17 protein-coding genes are annotated in these 17,822 nt (G+C 57.2%); 1 reads left to right on the plus strand and 16 read right to left on the minus strand.

The features are described 5' to 3' along the window. Nucleotides 1–2: 2 nt before the first annotated feature. The 12 genes from HALA3H3_RS06270 to HALA3H3_RS06325 form a co-directional block, all read right to left on the minus strand. Entirely contained in the window at nt 3–1,955 is a 1,953-nt protein-coding gene (locus tag HALA3H3_RS06270; protein WP_022520748.1) for a methyl-accepting chemotaxis protein, read from the minus strand. A gap of 246 nt (nt 1,956–2,201) precedes the next feature. Then, a complete protein-coding gene (locus HALA3H3_RS06275) occupies nt 2,202–2,714 on the minus strand; it encodes a C40 family peptidase (protein WP_022520749.1) in 513 nt (170 codons plus the stop codon). 65 nt (nt 2,715–2,779) lie between these two features. After that, a complete protein-coding gene (locus HALA3H3_RS06280) occupies nt 2,780–3,409 on the minus strand; it encodes a histidine phosphatase family protein (protein WP_022520750.1) in 630 nt (209 codons plus the stop codon). Between the two features lie 49 nt (nt 3,410–3,458). Then, nucleotides 3,459–4,274: a phosphonate ABC transporter, permease protein PhnE gene (gene phnE, locus HALA3H3_RS06285; protein ID WP_022520751.1), complete on the minus strand. Its 816-nt coding sequence runs from the start codon at nt 4,272–4,274 to the stop codon at nt 3,459–3,461. Between the two features lie 61 nt (nt 4,275–4,335). Next, complete coding sequence (gene phnE / locus HALA3H3_RS06290; RefSeq protein ID WP_022520752.1) at nt 4,336–5,154, minus strand: phosphonate ABC transporter, permease protein PhnE; 819 nt, start codon at nt 5,152–5,154, stop codon at nt 4,336–4,338. Further along, nucleotides 5,151–6,011, minus strand: a complete 861-nt coding sequence (gene phnC, locus HALA3H3_RS06295; protein WP_009287890.1) for a phosphonate ABC transporter ATP-binding protein — start codon at nt 6,009–6,011, stop codon at nt 5,151–5,153. Before phnC ends, phnE (HALA3H3_RS06290) begins: the two co-directional genes overlap by 4 nt. Before the next feature lie 77 nt (nt 6,012–6,088). After that, nucleotides 6,089–7,054, minus strand: coding sequence for a phosphate/phosphite/phosphonate ABC transporter substrate-binding protein (gene phnD / locus HALA3H3_RS06300; protein WP_022520753.1), 966 nt, complete (start codon nt 7,052–7,054; stop codon nt 6,089–6,091). A gap of 114 nt (nt 7,055–7,168) precedes the next feature. Then, nucleotides 7,169–8,926, minus strand: coding sequence for an EAL domain-containing protein (locus HALA3H3_RS06305; protein ID WP_009287888.1), 1,758 nt, complete (start codon nt 8,924–8,926; stop codon nt 7,169–7,171). A gap of 162 nt (nt 8,927–9,088) precedes the next feature. Beyond that, nucleotides 9,089–11,008, minus strand: a complete 1,920-nt coding sequence (locus tag HALA3H3_RS06310) for an alkaline phosphatase D family protein (protein WP_022520754.1) — start codon at nt 11,006–11,008, stop codon at nt 9,089–9,091. Nucleotides 11,009–11,027: 19 nt separating this feature from the next. After that, nucleotides 11,028–12,416, minus strand: coding sequence for a sensor histidine kinase (locus HALA3H3_RS06315; protein WP_022520755.1), 1,389 nt, complete (start codon nt 12,414–12,416; stop codon nt 11,028–11,030). Then, a complete protein-coding gene (locus tag HALA3H3_RS06320) occupies nt 12,413–13,087 on the minus strand; it encodes a response regulator transcription factor (protein WP_022520756.1) in 675 nt (224 codons plus the stop codon). The genes HALA3H3_RS06315 and HALA3H3_RS06320 overlap by 4 nt, the downstream gene beginning before the upstream one ends. Before the next feature lie 38 nt (nt 13,088–13,125). Further along, nucleotides 13,126–13,485, minus strand: a complete 360-nt coding sequence (locus HALA3H3_RS06325; RefSeq protein ID WP_022520757.1) for a PepSY domain-containing protein — start codon at nt 13,483–13,485, stop codon at nt 13,126–13,128. 169 nt (nt 13,486–13,654) lie between these two features. On the opposite strand from HALA3H3_RS06325, the gene HALA3H3_RS06330 reads away from it, so the two are divergent. Beyond that, a complete protein-coding gene (locus HALA3H3_RS06330; RefSeq protein ID WP_022520758.1) occupies nt 13,655–14,428 on the plus strand; it encodes a DUF1853 family protein in 774 nt (257 codons plus the stop codon). Between the two features lie 20 nt (nt 14,429–14,448). Here HALA3H3_RS06330 and proB read toward each other — a convergent pair whose 3' ends face one another. From proB to rplU, 4 genes are all read right to left on the minus strand, one after another. Next, nucleotides 14,449–15,588 (minus strand): glutamate 5-kinase, encoded by a 1,140-nt coding sequence (gene proB, locus HALA3H3_RS06335; protein ID WP_022520759.1) that lies wholly within the window; start codon nt 15,586–15,588, stop codon nt 14,449–14,451. Nucleotides 15,589–15,769: 181 nt separating this feature from the next. Further along, nucleotides 15,770–16,957, minus strand: a complete 1,188-nt coding sequence (gene cgtA / locus HALA3H3_RS06340) for an Obg family GTPase CgtA (RefSeq protein WP_022520760.1) — start codon at nt 16,955–16,957, stop codon at nt 15,770–15,772. A gap of 188 nt (nt 16,958–17,145) precedes the next feature. Continuing rightward, entirely contained in the window at nt 17,146–17,403 is a 258-nt protein-coding gene (gene rpmA / locus HALA3H3_RS06345; RefSeq protein ID WP_008957069.1) for a 50S ribosomal protein L27, read from the minus strand. Nucleotides 17,404–17,432: 29 nt separating this feature from the next. Beyond that, nucleotides 17,433–17,744, minus strand: a complete 312-nt coding sequence (rplU, locus tag HALA3H3_RS06350) for a 50S ribosomal protein L21 (RefSeq protein WP_022520761.1) — start codon at nt 17,742–17,744, stop codon at nt 17,433–17,435. Nucleotides 17,745–17,822: the final 78 nt, after the last annotated feature.

Below are 17,822 nucleotides of genomic sequence, written 5' to 3' on the forward strand. Positions count from 1 at the left end.
AGCTACGCGGGAGAGAGGGCTAAACGCTGGGTGGCCAACGCCGTATCGCGCACTTGGTAATCGCTCACTTTGCTGGTCATATCATCGGCCTGATCATCAAGGGAGCGGCTCGCCGCGGCCATTTCCTCAACCAATGCAGCGTTTTGCTGGGTCACCTCCTCTAACTGGGCCATGGCACGGTTAATTTGCTCAATACCCGCCGACTGCTCATGGGTAGCCGACGCCATTTCATCCATCAGGCTTGCCATTTGCCCTACCCGTTGAGCAATCCGCCCCAGAGTTTCATTGGTGGTAGTCACCAGGCTTTCGCCTTCTGAAATTTTTGTCACATTATTATCGATCAATTGACGAATCTGGCTGGCCTCCTGGGCGCTGCGGCTAGCCAATTTGCGTACTTCATCGGCAACCACTGCAAAACCGCGCCCATGCTCACCGGCTCTCGCCGCTTCAACCGAGGCATTAAGCGCCAGCAAATTGGTTTGGAAAGCGATGTTATCGATAGTCACCACAATGCTAGTTACCTGCTCGTTGGCTTGCAGGATAAGCTGCATGGCTGTTTGGGCTTGAGAAGCGACTGCGGTGGCTTCTTTTGCCTCTTGAGCCACCTCCCCAGTCATCTGCTGGGCTTGCTGCGCGTTTTCAGCACTCTGCCGCACCGTGGCGGTAATCTGCTCCATGCTCGACGCGGTTTGCACCAGCGAGGCGGACTGCTCTTCGGTTCGCTGGGCAAGGTCTTGATTACCCTGCGCCATCTGATTGCTGGCCACCGCCACCGACTGCGCATTGCGCTTAACGTCAGCGACCAGCGCTTCGGTAACTTCCGACGATTCATTAAACGCCTGATATAGCTTTGATAACTCATCGCTACCCGGCACCACTAAGCGCTGTGTCAAATCGCTACCCCGGGTCGCGATACTGGTTAGCGCTTGGTTAAGCGATTGGGTAATGACGCGTACGATCAATACGGCAGCGACAATCGCCATCAAGCTGGCCACGAGCGCAATTACCGCATACTGCCAAAGTGCCTGTTGGGCCGACTCACGCAGCGCGACAGTCTGGGCCACCACTGTATCTGCCACGCTATCCTCTAACGCTTTAAGGCGGGCAATTTTCACCGTTTGCCACTCAAACCACTGTTCCGGGTCGACACCATAACCGCCGGCTTGCGCTTGACTGATCGCCAATTCGCGCCGAGCCAAGAGACGCTCGATCTCTGCACCGCTCAATGCCTGGTCAAGCTGGTCGCGGCTTTCATCTCCAGCCAACAGGCGGAAGCTCGTCAAGAATGCCTGTTCCTCGCCCAGCAAGGACAAGAAACGGCGTAACGTAGCGTCGGGCATGCCGTCGCTGGCGAAGGCATTGGAAAGCAGAGCCCGCTCAATCCCCGCTAAATCTTTGGCTTCCAGCAGTTGGTAGTAGGCACTTAGCTGGCGAGCAATACCCCCTTCGCTGGTTAGATGCGACAACGTACCCACAAAGGCCATTAGTTGACCGTTGATGCCAGTGTAGTGGCTTAACGCATCACCCATCGCCATATCAAGGCCATCGACACGCTTGCGTAAGGCTGCCTGGCGCTGCCACTGGGCGTCGATTTCGTTGAGTCGTTGCTGGACAGCAGGTGTTAACAGCGCTGGATCCAAGGCATCACGCTGAGCTTGGAAAGCCTGGACAGCGGCGTCGGTGTTGGGACGCTGCTGATTAAGCTGATCGCCAAAGGCATTACCTTCGCTGCCCAGAAAGCCAGCGGTCATGCCCCGTTCAAGCTGCATTTGGTGCACGGCGTCACCGGCACGCTGGGCCAGTTGGGTCAAGGCGTGAAGACGATCAAACTCCTGCACCGTCGCGCGCCGTTCCATAATGCCTTGCGCAGCAAACCAAGCCAGGGCAAGCAAGGGAAGCAGCAATACACAGACAAATTTAAACCGCATCGACATGCGGTTAACGATAGTTTTCATAGCTTAGCCTCAAACAGATAGCGTCGTTGGGGAGGTAAGCGGCGTGCTCGATTATTATTGTCCGCATCAACTGACGCGTTTAGCTAAGTCTGCCGCACTTTGCCGTTTAGTGAAATACGATTAATTTTAGTGGATAAAATAACGACAAGCGGCGCGATTATAGGGCGTTTGGGGAACTCTATATTGATTCAAATCATAAAGTCTGACGAATTTTCAGGCCTAACAAGCGGCTGAATTGAGCGCTCCTTAAGGCGCTGGACTGGCGGCACCCAAAAAGCGCGCCTGCCAGTAATCGATCTCTAACGGCACGCTGACTACTGCACGGCCCTTACCAGGTGCATGAATCATTTGGCCGTTGCCACGATAAATTCCTACGTGGGTCGCTTTGCGACGGTCGCCAAAGAAAAGCAGATCACCAGGGCGTGGTTTTTTCACCTGTGGCAAGGCACGAAACTGTTCATCGGCGGAACGCGGAACACGAATACCCGCCGCCCGGTAGGTCATTTCCACTAAGCCAGAGCAGTCCAGACCATCGGGCGTATTTCCCCCAAAACGATACGGTGTGCCAATGGCCTGCTGAGCATGGGAGAGAATCAGCGCACGCTCCATAGAGAGTCCTGCGCGGTTAGGAGGCGCCTCAATGGGGGTAAGATCGCGGCTGGCACAACCCGCTAGTGCCAGTAGTAACAGGCAGGTAAGCAGCCACCTTCCAGAAGGTGCCAACCCGCAAGGTAGAGGCCACAGGCGAACCAGTAGCATGGGCAGCCGCTCCAATAAATCAACATGCTTTCATGATGGCGCAAAGCATGCCTAGCCGCCAATGGTTAGCGGCCAATCCACTCGACAAAGCTGGTTTCACCCAGCGCATGGCGTTCATGCCGCACCCGGCTCATGGCCGCGTAGGGTAAATCCATTGCCAGTACCCGCGAAAGCGGCTGCTCGATCACCTGGCGCAGCAGGCCATTGCAGACAAATAGATGCGCCACTACCAGCACATGCTTGCTAGGCGGGTTACTTAACAGCTGCTGCCAGGCCTCGGCTAATCGCGCGTCAAAGGCTTGCAGGGTTTCGCCACCGGGGGGAGACACCGCGGCAGGATCGAACCAAAAGGCACTCATTCGCTCGGTGCCCTCTTCGGCAAACACCTGGGCGTGGGTTTTGCCCTCCCACTGCCCCAAATGCAACTCGGCGAAATCGTCTTCCACCTGAACGGGCAGATCAAACTCCTCGCCCAGCCATAAGGCGAATTCGCGGCAGCGCGTTAACGGAGAGGTCACGATCGCATCGTAGGGAAGATGCCCGTCGACCGTCTGCCGCATGACTGCATCGGTCACCTGCTGCCAGCCGGTTTCACTCAGCGGATGGTCGGTGGAGCCGCGGAGCATACGCCCGCCCACCGGCTCGCCGTGGCGCAGTAAATCTATCGTTGTTTGTTCGGCTTCAGGAAAGCGCATAGGGGTAACCTCGCCGATCTAGGCAGTTTGCAGATTAGGAAACCGATGACTAGATAATCGCGTGACGCACGCGTGCGGAAATCCACTCCGATACCAGCACGGTGGCGAAAATCATAATAAAGATGACGCTAACTTGATCCCAGGCGAGGCTATTGATCGAGGCATTCAACTGCAGACCAATACCACCTGCCCCGACCAAGCCCAACACCGTCGACTCACGGATATTAATGTCCCAGCGGTAAACGCTAATCCCCGCGAACGCGGGCATCACCTGGGGCAGCACGCCGTAGTTCATCACCTGCAGTCGACTCGCGCCGGTAGCGCTAATCGCCTCAACGGGCGTGGGATGGATCTCTTCAATCGCTTCGTAAAGCAGCTTGCCCACAAAGCCGATGGAGCGCAGGGCAATGGCAATAATCCCCGCCAGTACGCCGGGGCCAAGAATGGTGACCAGTAGCATCGCCCAAATCAGCGAGTTAATGGAGCGCGATGAAACGATCACCATCAGCGCCAAACTGCGCACCAGCGGATGCGGCGTCGTGTTACGGGCGGCTAAAAATGCCACCGGAAACGCCATCATAATCCCTAACGCGGTGCCCAAAGTGGCGATATTGATGGTGTCCCACATGGGCTTCCAGAGCACATTGGCGTAGCTCCATTCGGGAGGGGTCATGCGGCTGATCAAATCTGCTCCCTGGCGGCCGGCATCTTCCACAAACACCCACATGGTGTTGTCGGAAATCATCTTCCAGCAGAGCAGAAATAGGCTGACACCCGCCAGCCAAGCCAGGTACTGCAACCATTGAGCGCGGGTGGTGCGCCGCCGCCAAACCGGCTGACCCTGGGGTGTAGTGGAAACAGGCATTTAAACTCTCGACAAATTAAGGGGCCAGAACTTACGGATCCAGCAGTTACTGAATCAGCGTTTACTGAGTCCAGCGGCGGACATGGCTTGAGCTGTACTCGCACAGCAGCACGATGGCGATGATAATCAGCAGAATCGCCGCGGAGGTGTCGTACTCATAGCGGCTCAGCGAGGTATTCAGCGTGGCGCCAATACCGCCTGCGCCGACAATGCCAATCACCGAGGACTCACGGAAGTTGATATCCAAACGGTACATGGAGAGCCCGATCAAACGCGGCATGACCTGGGGCTGCACGGCGTGGTTCATGGTTTGCCACCAACTGGCGCCCGTGGCGCGTACCGCTTCTACCTGCCGCCAATCCAAATCTTCAATATCTTCCGCCAGTAGCTTGGCCATAAAGCCAATCGTCGCGAAGGCCAGAGTAATCATGCCCGCAAAGGGCCCGAAGCCGAACATCACCACAAACAGAATCGCGATGATGATCTCCTGGAACGTGCGCGAAACGGCGATAATCGCGCGGCACACAAAGTAGATCGGCAGTGGTGAAATGTTACGCGCTGCCCCTAAACCCACGGGTATCGCCAGCAGTACACCCAATACCGTGGAGGTGAGCGTCATGGTCAAACTTTCCAGCAAGCCCGCGACGATATCGTCGTAGCGGCTGACAAAGTCAGGCTGCATAAAGGCGCCTAAAAAATTAACCGCCCGGCCTGCGCCTTCCGCCACCCGCTCCCAGTTCACCTCTACCGAGGCAAGCGCTAAAAACAGATACACCACTGCACCAATGGCAAGCCCCCAGCGCAAGCGAGGACTTTCAATTAGCGGTAGTCGCCGCCACTGACCGCGCTGCGCCGCCTGCTGGCGTGCCTGCTCGCTCATCGTGCTGCCCCCGCTTCGATTGACGACATCACCCGCGCGTAGGGAGGATTAATCGGAGCAGTGTTAGTCGTCTCATCGCCGCTGACTTCTTCGTCCATTGGCTCAGGCGTGGTGTCCCAGTCCTCTTCACCATAAATCGTGGTGAGGATCTCACTGGTGAGTTCGCTGGGAAGGCCATCAAAGACGATTTCACCCGCCCGCAGGCCGACAATGCGGTCAGCAAATTGCTGGGCCAGCGCTACGTCGTGAATATTGATGATCGCCGCCAGTTCGCGCTCTGCGCACAGCTCACGAATCAAACGCATGATTTGGCGCGAAGTTTTTGGGTCAAGGCTGGCGGTGGGTTCATCCACCAGCAACAGCTTAGGACTTTGCAGGAGCGCCCTGGCGATACCCACCCGCTGGCGCTGGCCGCCAGACAGGGCATCGGCACGTTTATCGATGGCATGCGGCAACCCCACTCGCTCCAATAGACGGAAGGCTTCAATCACAGCCTCCTGCGGGTAGCGGCGCAGGAAGCTGCGCCAAAATCCCACATAACCGAGCTGACCTGAAAGCACGTTCTCCATCACGGTTAGGCGGTCTACTAACGCATACTCTTGAAAAATCATTCCCATGGAGCGGCGGGCATGACGCAGCTTATGTCCCGAGAGCTTCGTCAGTTCCGTGCCGTCCAGGCGAATACTGCCCTGAGTAGGCTCAACCAACCGGTTCACACAGCGAATCAGTGTGCTTTTACCCGCGCCAGATGGGCCAATCAGCGCCATCACTTGGCCTTTGGGCAGCGTTAGTTCAATATCCGTCAGCGCTCGATCCCCGGTAGGGTAACGTTTACCAACGCCGGTGAGTGTCAACATGGAAGTGCCTCATCTACATAGCGGTTCGGCCAGAAGGTTGCCCTCCTGGCCGATCGTATTGGGGTACTGCTTAAAGATTAATCGCAGTCGTAGGTCACGCCGTTGGCGTCAGCGATGGTGCGGATAACCGCCCAGTTTTCCTGATAAGTAATCGGAATAAACTGCGCTTCGCCGGAGTTGGCGAATTCTGACTCTAGGGCAGTGCCTTCCCAGTCGTAGCTGAAGAACGCATCCTGAATCTTCTCGGCAAGTTCCGGGTTCAGGTTATTCGCCAGCCCGTAAGCGGTGGTGGGGAAGGTTTGTGAGGTGTAGATAATGTCGTAATCACCTTCGTTCACTACACCGCGGGAAATCATCCGCTTGCCTACGGAGTTAGCAATCGCCGCCGCGTCGTAATCTTCGTTAACCACGCCGAGAATGGAGTTGTCGTGAGAACCAGAGAAAGCGGTCTCAAAATCTTCACCCGCTTCCATACCGTACTCAGAGCGCAGCAGCGCCGAGGGGGCGCGGAAGCCAGAGTTAGAGGTTTCTGAGGTAAACGCTAGTTGGCGACCCTGCAAGTCTTCAACGGCTTCAATGCCGCTTCCGGGGTAGGTAATGATCTCCATTTCATAGCCAAAACTGCCATCTTCCGCGGCCATCATGGCGAAGGGGCGGAAACCACCGCAGTTAACCGCGACCGGTACGCCACCGGTATTGAAACCGGCTACGTGGAGACGGCCAGCGCGCAGCGCTTCCTGCTGGGCAGCATTGGACTGCACCGGGAAGAACTGGACTTTTTTGCCGGTGGCTTCGCTCAGGTGATCCAAAAAACCAGACCAGACATCAGCGTAAACCGCAGGATCTTCAACCGGCGTATAAGCAAACACCAAGGTATCCGGATCCACCCACTGTGACTCGTCGCTGGGAACATCGGCAACCATATCGCCATCGTTATCCACATAGCGCGATGAAAGATCCGCAGAGGCGTTCACTGCGACCAAGGCGAAGGCACTGGCAACGGCGGCACTGATTAACGTGCGGGAGAGGGATAATGTCTGCATGGGTCACCTGTAGCGTTCTGTAGAGTTATTAAAAGATGACAACATCCTGACGACTCCAGATGACAAAAATGGGGCACTTATATGACCACTTCGTGACGTTTTGGCGAAGGACAGTTAATCTACAGCTTGAAAAGCCTCGTGACCGCGGCGCTCTACAAACAGGCTGTTACCGGGAATTTTTTTCGCCTGGTGCTTCAGCTCAGAAAGCTCGCCTGCGATATCCAGCGATTGGCAGGTAGTCGTATCATGGATGGGTTTTACCGCAATCGAGACGCTCACAAAGGGAAAAAACGTCATTCTATTTTGACGGTTTTCGATGTGAATCCCGCCCTGAAGGCGGTCAGCCTCTTCATAGAAGCCCGGAGCCATCACCTCGAATGAGTGTAGAATTTGCTGACAAACACTTTCCCAGTACTCAAGCGGCAGCAACATCATAAAATCATCGCCGCCAATATGGCCAATAAAGCCCCCGGCATTCTCTACCTGTGCTTGCAGCAGCCGCGATAGCGAAATGATGATGTGGTCACCTCGGGCGTAGCCATAGGCATCGTTAAAGGCTTTAAAGTTATCCAAGTCAACATAGGCCGCAGCAAACCCATGCCCGGAGGCCAAATAAGCCGCCAGGGTTTCATTGATCAGGATATTACCCGGCAGGCCGGTGAGCGGGTTGGCATGCCGCGCTTGGCGCACCTGAATCGCGGTAATCTCACGCAAAAGGTCAACGATATTGCCCATCCCCAGGTAGTCACCGTTAGCGTTAACGATGACAAAGTCCTCTTGCTCAATATCCCGGCTGTCGGTCAACTTCTGACTCAAAATCTCAAGCGGAGTATCCGCTTCGGCCACCAGCATGCGTGCATCAGCAACGTCCAGCACACGGCGCTTGGCATAAAGCGAATGGCTATAGGGGTTGGTAAATAGAGTTAAAAACGAGTTGCGTCGCACCACAGCCACGGGCTTACCATTCTCCAGCACGGCCACACAGCGCAAACTGGGTTGTTGGCGAAATCGCTCGGAGATATACGGCACTGCGCAATCCGTAGTTATGGCATCGGTAGCCCGTAAAATCGAGCGCGTGGTGCGACCCGCAGGGCTTTTTAATTGGGTGCTCGCTGGCAGCACCATATTGAGTTCTAAAGGCGGCTGCTGGTTGGGTCGGGCGAAATAGAAGCCTTGTAGTAGTGCGAGCCCACGGTCGAGTTCCCACAAGCAAAGATGCTCAGCAGCGGTCTCCACCCCTTCGGCGATCACTTGGCAGTCCAGGCTACGCGCCACATCGAGAATCGAACGCAGGAACTCTCGCTTGGCAGGATCCTGGTCAATGCCGGAGATAAAGTGTCGGTCGAGTTTAACGAAATCCGGGCGCAGCTCCGACCAGTGGCGCAGGCTTGAGTGACCTGCACCGAGGTCATCCAGCGCCACCTGGAAGCCCATGGTGCGGTAGTGATCCACCGCTTGGCGCATTAGCTCGTAGTCGTGGATTGGCACGTGTTCAGTGAGCTCGATCACCACCCGCTCTGGGGGCAAGCCGCTGTCACGAATAAAGCCAAGCGTTAAGCCTTCGCGAAAATCACGCTCTACGATCGTCAACGGCATAACGTTAAGAAACAGCAGGCCCGGCAGATCGAGCTCTGCAAAGCGGTAGATGGCTAACCGTCGGCAGAGTATATCTAATTCCACCAGCTTTCCGGCCTGAGTGGCTACTTCAAACAGTCGTAACGGCGAGTGAAGCGGCGATGTTTTAGGCCCACGAATCAGTGCTTCGTAGCCATAAATCGCCTGCTGGCTGGCATCCACAATGGGCTGAAAGAGCACGTGCAACTCTTCTGTTGCAATAATCTTTTGCAACCACTGCGATTCTTGTGCGGTCATTTGCCTGCTGCCCTATTCTGCCACCCTAATAACCAGCGGTGGTTCCTATGATGTGTCACCTTCCCTGGAGTTGGTTGATAAGCTGCAAGCAAGCGTGCGTCATTTTTGTGACGCTATAATGACAATCATCAAGGACATCAGTCAGTTGACGCTACACTGACGTTAAATGAGCGGTTTCTCCCGCGCCGGAAAGACCACCTCGCTACCGTCGGCGTCGAGCTGTCGGATATCGATAGGGTGGCCTTTTTCATCCAGCGTTACTAAGCCAATGCCGCTGGCGTTCCACAGCCGTTCACCCGCGCTGGCGCGGTCAGGATCGCGGGGGTGAACGCTTAGTTTGCGGCGCTTGGTGAACCAATTAAGCGGCGACCACGGCGCGTAGAGCCAGCGATTGAGCCGGTCAAAGGTATTGAGCAGGTTTTTGGGAAAGGTGTTTTTGATCCCGCTTGAGGTGATCTGCCACAGATGGGGAGAACGGCGCTGATGACGCACCACAATGTCGTAGACAAACGAGTAGTGCACGTCGCCAGATAGAATCACGTAGTTGCCTGGGGTTTTGGAGTGCTGCCAAATTTGCAGCAGCGTATTGGCCGCTCCCCGGTGAGCCATCCAGTTTTCGGCATCCACCACCAGCGGCTTACCAGCAAGGGTAAACAGCTTTTGGATTCCCTCTATCAACTTGACGCCGAACATCGGTGCGGGAGAGACAATCACCGCACTTTTGGCCCCCATTAGCGCCTGCTGCATTTCCATTAGCGCCTCCCAGTCCATCAAGCCTGAAGGCCGATGCGGGCTGCGTTCGCTGCGCCAGCGCCGGGTGCGGGTATCCAGCACGATTAGTGTGGGAGTGCCGGGCACCTGAAACTCCCAGCCCTGAAAACGCAGCAGCCGCTCAATCAGCCCATCCTGTTCAGCGCAGACTAGCGGTTGGTCGCCATCACCCAGCAGGGTCAAGGCATGGTGGACTAACGGATTCAATTTATCCGGATCGTTACCCCAGGCTTGGCAAAGCAGATAGGCCACCAGGGCGTTACCGATAATTCGCTTAGAGAACGGGTGACCGTAGGCGGCGCGCTCCCAGTCGGCGGTTAGGTTCCAGTCGTCGGTAACGTCGTGGTCATCGAAGATCATCAGGCTGGGCAGGTGCGCCATCACCCGAGCGCATTGGGGCAAGCCTTCAGCAAAGGCATCGATTATCGCCTGCTCCTGACGATAGAGCTCGGCGTCTTTTTCATCTAAGGCAGGCGCTTCAGGGGCAATTACCTGCCAGGGCACCGGTGACCACACCAGGCAGTACATGGCGAGCATTTCTGCCAGCGTCATCAAGTGATTATGGGCGTTCGCCGAGGTAAACACCGGCTTTTTGACACCGCCAAAAAAGCGCTCGCGCAGCGCCACGTTACTGGTCACATCCGGCAACAGTGCAGCACGCCGGTAGTAGCTATCCGGCGAGCGGTAGAGCGCCTGGCTATCGTCGACAGTCGCGCCTTCCAGCCACTCATCCACCAGCCCTAACCGCTCAATCACCGCATGCACGGCGCGTAGCATCGGCCCGGCCACGTCGTCGGCGTACACCTGGTCGCCGGTCATCAGCAGCCAAGCGGGCCACTCGGTGGGCGCTGACTGCTGCTCAGCAAGCCAACTGTCGGCGCGCACCAGGCCATCGGCACTGTCGTGATGGGGCTTGCGGCAGGAGCCATGCATCAGGCGGTGATGGCGGGATGCAATCACAAAGGCAGGATAGGCGGCGCCATCATAACAGAGCCACGGCGCCCACTCGGGCAGAGAGCGCCACTCGCCCTGCTGTGTTTCCACCTGCAGGTCGTACTCGATGCGCTCGTCACAGGGCAGCGCTGACTCAAGCTCACAATCAATTAGGTAGATAAAGGCCCGCTGACCGATGGGGATGCACTGCTGGTGGTGCGCTAAGCCGATTGACTGGCTATCGGCGTGCCCTGGGCGCAGCACTAATGCCATATTCAGTGGCCGAGTGGCGACGAGCCAAAGTACCAGCCGTGTAGTGCTGATACGTCTTAATAGGGGGCCGGCGACTATATCGGGCAGCGTATCTGTACGATTCATTCGGTGCGGTCTCCATTATTTATACGAGACGATTACGAGCGACGACGGGCAGCTCCACCACGACTTTTAACCCACCAGTGCTGGCGCGGCTAAGGTGCAGTTGGCCGCTATACAGAGCGACAAGATCAGTCACAATGGCCAAACCCAAGCCACTGCCCGAACGCTGTTCATCCAACCGTTTACCGCGCTGCACCGCCTGCTGGCACTCTGCTTCGTTCATACCGGGGCCGTCGTCGCTAACGGTCAAGGTTAACTGCTGCCCGTCACTCTCTAGCTGTAGCTGCACATCGCTATGCGCCCAGCGCAGCGCGTTATCCATTAAGTTACCCACCAGCTCTTGAATATCCTGCCCATCCATATGGACTTTAATCTCACCCGCCCAGGTTTGGCGCAGCTCAATGCCACGCCGCTGGGCAAGCCTGGCCAGCCCATTGAGCAGCGGCGCCAGGGTGGCATGTAAATCAATGGGCGCAAAGCGAACGCCTTCGCCCGCCGCTGAAGCGCGTGCCAAATGATGACGTACCGCACTATCCACGCGTTCTAGCTCAACCTCCCAGGCGGCTCGGTTCGCTTCCGGCAACTGGCGTAGCTGCAGGCGCATCACGCTCAGCGGGGTTTTCAGCGCATGGGCAAGGTTGCCAGCGGTATGGCGGCCACGCTCAATCAAGCGCTGATCGCGGGCCAGCACCGCGTTCATTGAGGCAGCAAGCGTTGCCAGCTCGTCGGGCAAGCGGGTATCTAACTGCTCGGCGCGCCCCTGCTCCACCTCATGCAGGTTGGCATGCATGCGGCGCAGTGGCGCTAGCCCCCAGCGTACCTGGAGCGCCAATACGCCAAGCAACAACACGCCCAGGCCCACTAAACCGCCCCACAGCAGGCGCTGAAATTCGCCAATGTCCCGGGCCAACACATCGTCCCGGGCGGCGACGCTAATATGTAGCGGCGTTTCTAACGGCGCCAAATAGATATCACGCTCCACCACGCGCAGCGACTGCCCCCGAGGGCCAGGTATCGAGCGAGCGCTAAGAGTGTCGCTATCAATCACCGGCAGGCGCTGATCCCACAGCGAGCGCGAGGCCAACGTATGCTGCTCGCCATCGGTGATTTGCCAATACCAGCCGGAGTAGACATTGTCAAAACGCGGGTCGCCCAGCGCCCGGTCATGGACAAGCTGTTGCTCTATGCGGTCGTAGGTAACGCCCGCCATGATGACGTTGAGGGTGGCCCCCAGGCGCTCATCAAAGGCCTGAGTAGCCGAGGCACGGTAATGATGAGAAAGCAGCGTGCCCGCAACGGGCAGCGCCAGCCCTATCATCACTAGCACCGCCAGCAGTAGCCGCAGGCTTATAGAGCGCTTTGCCCAGCGCCTTACCCAAAGTTCAGGCCAGACCGAATTGAGTCGACTCATTCGGTAGCGGGCTCTTCTGCTAATAAGCGATAGCCCTGGCCACGCAGGGTGGCAATTCGCCAACTGCCCAACTTACGCCGCAGGCGGCTGACCTGAACATCAATCACGTTGGAGTCCGGCTCGTGGTCGCGGTCATAAACGTGCTCCGAGAGCTCGGTGCGGCTCACCACCCGCGGTGCGGCGTGCATTAAATAGCCCAGCAGTCGGGTTTCCTGGGCGGTTAATCCCACCGGACGCCCTGCCAAGGTGACGTGCTGGGTGTGGGTATCCAAACTCAGCTCACCCACTTTCAGTACTGGATGGGCATGGCCGTGGCTGCGGCGCACAAGGGCGCGCAGGCGAAACAGTACTTCCGCGGGCTCAAAGGGTTTTGTGACGTAGTCATCCGCCCCGGCAGTAAAACCCGCGGCTTTATCGGCCCAGCGTTCCCGGGCGGTAAGGATCAGCACCGGCAGGTCGATACCATCTTCCCGCCATGCCGAAAGCCAGCGAGTGCCATCGCCATCGGGTAGTCCGACATCCAGAATCAGCGTGTCGTAGGCTTCCGTGCGTACCAGAAAATCGGCATCCTGACCGTTAGCCGCATGCTCTACAAGCCAGTCGCCATCGCGCAACGCTTGGCTAAGCTCGCGAGCCAGCGCCTGGTCGTCCTCTACCAACAAACACTTCATCGGCTAACTACCCTTTTTTGGCAAGTGACATCAACAGGCTAGCGGCGCATATCATTGATACGCACCCCTTCAATGGCCATTAATTGGCCGTTATGGCCATCAAACTCGAACTCGACAACTTGGCCCTGGGGGCCAAGCAATTTGATCTCATACTCGACATAACCCCCTTCACGTTCCACCTCAACCTCCAGCACTTCCCCTATATAGTGCGCTTCCAGCCAGTCCAAAATAGTGTCGAGCGGCACGACCTCACCGCGGCGCACTTCGCCGTGTAGCGACTCCCAATGCTGGTCACCCACCGCGCTACCCGCCAGCAACAGCACCAAGGCTAACCCAGTGACGTTGCGACGAGGGACGCTGCGCAGTAGCTTTTTAAAGTGGCGTAGGATTTTACTCATAGGGTCAGCATGCCAAAGGCAACATGAACGTTAGATGAACAGCTTTGTCAGCTTAAGGAAAGTATCGGGGTGGTATAAATTCCCTGTCGCATTCGCTGAATGCCGTTTATTCACTATTGTATAAACATTGACGTACAGACATTCTCGTACAGATACGTAAAGAAGGAATTTGGGCCATTACCACGAACGCCTGTGGCATATGCTGTTAGATCACGCACCGAATACACGGCTGCTCGCCCGGAACGTGCGCATCACCCGCCAGCGCAACACCCTGGGCGAGCTGGATATGCTGTATAGAACCCGCGACAATCCGGCACCGATACATTTAGAAGTCGCTATTAAGTTCTACCTGGGGCTGCCCGAAGGGCCTGGGGCAGCCAATAGTCAAAGCCGCTGGATTGGCCCCGGCGGGTTAGACAGCCTGGCGCTTAAGTGCTCTCACCTCAGACGTCATCAGCTCCCCCTTTCCACCACGGCGTCGGCGCTGGAAACGCTTACGCATTGGCTAACGCCACGGGATCTGGGTGTTTCTGATCTGCGTTTAGGCGAGCAGTTAACCCAGCGGTTGGCGATGCCCGGCGTACTTTACTACCCCTGGCACGCCGCCATGCCAGCGCCCGAAGGCGCGACGGCAGACCATCGCCGAGGCACCTGGTGCTACTTACGTGACTGGCCTGCGCTGGCAGCCCGGTTTCCCGCCATGCCGCGCATGGCGTGGTTGGAAAAACCTCACTGGTTGGCACCGCCGCCCCTCAGCGCTTTTCGCCCTGCGGCGGAGCAGTTGCCCGCCATTATCGAAAAGGTTCACGCCTGGCGCTCACCCCAGCAAGTGATGCTGTGCTTCTCAGAGCGGGAGCACAATGAACAACGCTACGAGCGGCTATTTTTGGTACCTGATGACTGGCCCCGGCAAGTGCCTCTACCGCCCCGCATTCGGGACTGAAAAACGACCAGAAGAAGCCTCTATATCACGACAAGGTTATCGCGATGGATCAGTTCATGGGCTTCTACGTAGCCGAGGATGGCTTCGATCTGGTGGCTGGGCTGGCCCGCCAATTGGCGGGCTTCAGCAGCACCATAGTTGACCAAGCCTTTGGCCACTGACGCACCCTGCTCATCCACGCACACCACCATATCGCCGCGTTTGAAACCGCCCTGTACGTCGCGCACGCCCACTGCCAGCAGGCTTGAGCCTTTATCGCGCAATACTTTGACTGCTCCCGCATCCAGCACCAGCGTACCACGCACCTGCAGTTGACCCGCCAGCCAGCGCTTGCGCGCCGCCATGGGCACTTGGTCAGGACGCAGCAGCGTGCCTAGCGCTTCGCCCGACATTATCCGGTTGATAACGTCAGGCTGGCGGCCACTGGCAATCACCGTGACCGCCCCGGAGCGCGCCGCCAACTGCGCCGCGCGCACCTTGGTGGTCATACCACCCCGCCCCAGCGCGCCACCGCTACCTGCCACGGCGGCTAAGCGCGGGTCGTCGGCGCGCCCTTCGGCAATCATCTGGGCATCGGGGTTGTGCCGTGGGTCGGCGTCAAACAGGCCTTCCTGGTCGGTCAATAGCAGCAGAGCATCCGCTTCCAGTAAGTTAGCAACCAGCGCGCCTAACGTGTCGTTGTCGCCAAAGCGAATCTCATCGGTGACCACGGTGTCGTTTTCATTGATCACCGGCACCACGCGCATCTCTACCAACGTACGCAGCGCTGAGAGCGCATTCAGGTAGCGCTTGCGGTTGGAAAGATCATCATGAGTAAGCAGAATCTGCGCGGTGAGCATGTCGTGGCGGGCAAAGTGCTGCTCGTAGCATTGGGTCAGGCCATTTTGGCCTACCGCCGCAGCCGCCTGCAGTTCATGCACGGCGCTGGGGCGCACCTGCCAGCCAAGACGCACCATGCCAGCCGCCACGGCGCCGGAAGAGACCAGCACCACTTCAATCCCCTTCTGGTGCAAAGCGGCAATTTGATCCACCCAACCACCGATGGCGGGTTCGTCCAGGCCGCGGCCATCGTTAGTCAGCAGCGCACTACCAATCTTCACCACGACCCGCCGTGCACGGCTTAGCGCGCTGCGGCCCAGGATTTGCTCGTTACTTTCCATGCGACCCACCTCAATCAGACGCTAACAACTTAATCAGGCACTCATCACTAAATCAGATACTCACCACTAAATCAGCCACGTGCAACTTAATAAGACGCCCATAAAAGGGGCCGCGCGAACGCAGCCCCTTTTTGAATACTACCGATTTTAGCTGACTACCGAATGCACCCGCTTAATACCACTAAGGGGCGTATTCGACTTCAACGTCGTAATCATCGTCGTCGAAATCTTCGTCATCTTCATCGTCCCGCTTACGCCGACGGCCCAGGCGAGCTTCGGTACGCGCAACCGACTCTTCTTCCATGCGGCGACGCATCTCTTCTTCACGGGCCAACGCCTCTTCATCTTCGTGCTCAAGGCGGCGCTGCTCGGTCAACCAGCGGTAAGCCGCCTGAACCAGTTTATCGGTGCCGTCGCTGCTGATCGCCGAAATACGGAATACCGGGCCTTCCCAGTTGAGCGCCTGAATAATCTTCTGGGCGCGCTCTTCGCGCTCATCTTCCGGCAGCAGGTCAAACTTGTTCAGCACCAGCCAGCGCGGCCGCTCAGAAAGCGCCGGGGAGAACTGCCCCAACTCGTGAACAATCGCCTTCGCCGCTTCCACCGGATCGGATTCATCAAACGGTGCCACATCGACCACGTGGAATAGCAGCCGCGTGCGGGTTAAGTGCTTCAAGAAGCGCAACCCTAAACCGGCGCCATCAGAGGCTCCTTCAATCAAGCCGGGTACATCGGCCATTACGAAGTGCTCGTGCATACCCAGTTTTACCACGCCCAAGTTGGGCACTAAGGTCGTGAACGGGTAGTTGGCAACCTTGGGCTTGGCGGCAGACACCGAACGAATCAGCGTCGATTTACCCGCGTTGGGCATGCCCAGCAGGCCGACATCGGCCATCACTTTCATTTCCAGGCGCAGGTTGCGGCGATCACCGTCGGTGCCCGTTGTGGTACGGCGCGGTGCGCGGTTGGTAGACGATTTAAAGTGGATGTTACCCAATCCACGCCGACCACCTTCGCCCACCAGCACCACCTGGCCAATTTCGGTCACATCGGCGATGACTTCCAGGGTGTCTTCATCAATCACCGTGGTACCCACCGGCACTTTGACGTGCAGGTCTTCACCGGCCTTGCCGCTCATTTGACGGCCCATGCCGCCCTGCCCGTTCTGGGCTTTATAGAAGCGCTGGAATTTAAAATCGATCAAAGTGTTAAGAGCATCGTCACCAATTAGGTAAACGCTACCACCATGACCGCCATCGCCCCCATCGGGGCCGCCCCTGGGCACATATTTTTCGCGGCGAAAGCTCAGACAGCCATTGCCGCCTTTGCCCGCCTCAACAATAATCGAGGCTTCATCGACGAACTGCATTGGATTCTCCCGGCCGCTTCCGCCGCCCTAATATATGCACTACTTTTTCTCCAACCCTTTATTCCCACCAGTATCTTGGTAAAACCCAGCATTCTGGTAAAGCGTATTGGAAAAGAGATTTAACCGACAAAAAAGCCCCGCCATAGCGGGGCCTTTTTTCTCGCAACCGCGAGCATAGCACTAGCCGTTTAGGCAGAAACGATGCTAACGAACTTGCGGTTTTTCGGGCCTTTGGTCTCAAACTTCACAAAACCGTCGCTCAGTGCAAACAGTGTGTGGTCACGACCAAGGCCTACGCCCGTGCCCGCGTGGAAACGCGTGCCGCGCTGACGCACGATGATGTTACCCGCAGTCGCCGCTTGGCCACCGAAGAGTTTTACACCTAAGCGTTTGGACTCGGAATCGCGACCGTTACGCGTGGAGCCGGCTGCCTTTTTATGTGCCATTGCAAAATCCTCCTAAGGGAATTGACCGCTTACGCAGAAATTCCGGTAATTTTGACTTCAGTGAACCACTGGCGGTGGCCCTGACGCTTCATGTGGTGCTTACGACGACGGAACTTGATGATGGTGACTTTATCGCCGCGCCCGTGGGAAACCACTTCGGCAGAGACTTTAGCACCACTGATCATCGGCGCACCGATGTTGAAGTCATCGCCGTCAGCGACCATCAGCACTTCGTCAAACTCAATCGTTTCGCCGGTAGCGACTTCGATTTTCTCGAGCTTGAGGGTTTGACCTTCTTGAACGCGGTACTGCTTACCACCGCTTTTGATAACTGCGTACATGTCGCTCTCCGGACTGTCGTTAATGCCGTTCTAACGGTTAAACGGCACTCATCTCCTACGCTCTTTCGAGTCGTGCTC

Source organism: Halomonas sp. A3H3 (genome assembly GCF_000982975.1).
Taxonomy (GTDB): domain Bacteria; phylum Pseudomonadota; class Gammaproteobacteria; order Pseudomonadales; family Halomonadaceae; genus Vreelandella; species Vreelandella titanicae.

What these genes read in the sequence shown, in the direction of transcription:
- phnE (WP_022520752.1), bottom strand. Translation starts at nt 5,154, where the DNA reads ATGAGCGAGCAGGCACGCCAGCAGGCGGCGCAGCGCGGTCAGTGGCGG.
- phnC (WP_009287890.1), bottom strand. Translation starts at nt 6,011, where the DNA reads ATGTTGACACTCACCGGCGTTGGTAAACGTTACCCTACCGGGGATCGA.
- HALA3H3_RS06310 (WP_022520754.1), bottom strand. Translation starts at nt 11,008, where the DNA reads ATGAATCGTACAGATACGCTGCCCGATATAGTCGCCGGCCCCCTATTA.
- proB (WP_022520759.1), bottom strand. Translation starts at nt 15,588, where the DNA reads ATGGAAAGTAACGAGCAAATCCTGGGCCGCAGCGCGCTAAGCCGTGCA.
- HALA3H3_RS06280 (WP_022520750.1), bottom strand. Translation starts at nt 3,409, where the DNA reads ATGCGCTTTCCTGAAGCCGAACAAACAACGATAGATTTACTGCGCCAC.
- cgtA (WP_022520760.1), bottom strand. Translation starts at nt 16,957, where the DNA reads ATGCAGTTCGTCGATGAAGCCTCGATTATTGTTGAGGCGGGCAAAGGC.
- HALA3H3_RS06320 (WP_022520756.1), bottom strand. Translation starts at nt 13,087, where the DNA reads ATGAAGTGTTTGTTGGTAGAGGACGACCAGGCGCTGGCTCGCGAGCTT.
- HALA3H3_RS06315 (WP_022520755.1), bottom strand. Translation starts at nt 12,416, where the DNA reads ATGAGTCGACTCAATTCGGTCTGGCCTGAACTTTGGGTAAGGCGCTGG.
- rplU (WP_022520761.1), bottom strand. Translation starts at nt 17,744, where the DNA reads ATGTACGCAGTTATCAAAAGCGGTGGTAAGCAGTACCGCGTTCAAGAA.
- HALA3H3_RS06305 (WP_009287888.1), bottom strand. Translation starts at nt 8,926, where the DNA reads ATGACCGCACAAGAATCGCAGTGGTTGCAAAAGATTATTGCAACAGAA.
- HALA3H3_RS06275 (WP_022520749.1), bottom strand. Translation starts at nt 2,714, where the DNA reads ATGCTACTGGTTCGCCTGTGGCCTCTACCTTGCGGGTTGGCACCTTCT.
- rpmA (WP_008957069.1), bottom strand. Translation starts at nt 17,403, where the DNA reads ATGGCACATAAAAAGGCAGCCGGCTCCACGCGTAACGGTCGCGATTCC.
- HALA3H3_RS06325 (WP_022520757.1), bottom strand. Translation starts at nt 13,485, where the DNA reads ATGAGTAAAATCCTACGCCACTTTAAAAAGCTACTGCGCAGCGTCCCT.
- HALA3H3_RS06270 (WP_022520748.1), bottom strand. Translation starts at nt 1,955, where the DNA reads ATGAAAACTATCGTTAACCGCATGTCGATGCGGTTTAAATTTGTCTGT.
- phnD (WP_022520753.1), bottom strand. Translation starts at nt 7,054, where the DNA reads ATGCAGACATTATCCCTCTCCCGCACGTTAATCAGTGCCGCCGTTGCC.
- phnE (WP_022520751.1), bottom strand. Translation starts at nt 4,274, where the DNA reads ATGCCTGTTTCCACTACACCCCAGGGTCAGCCGGTTTGGCGGCGGCGC.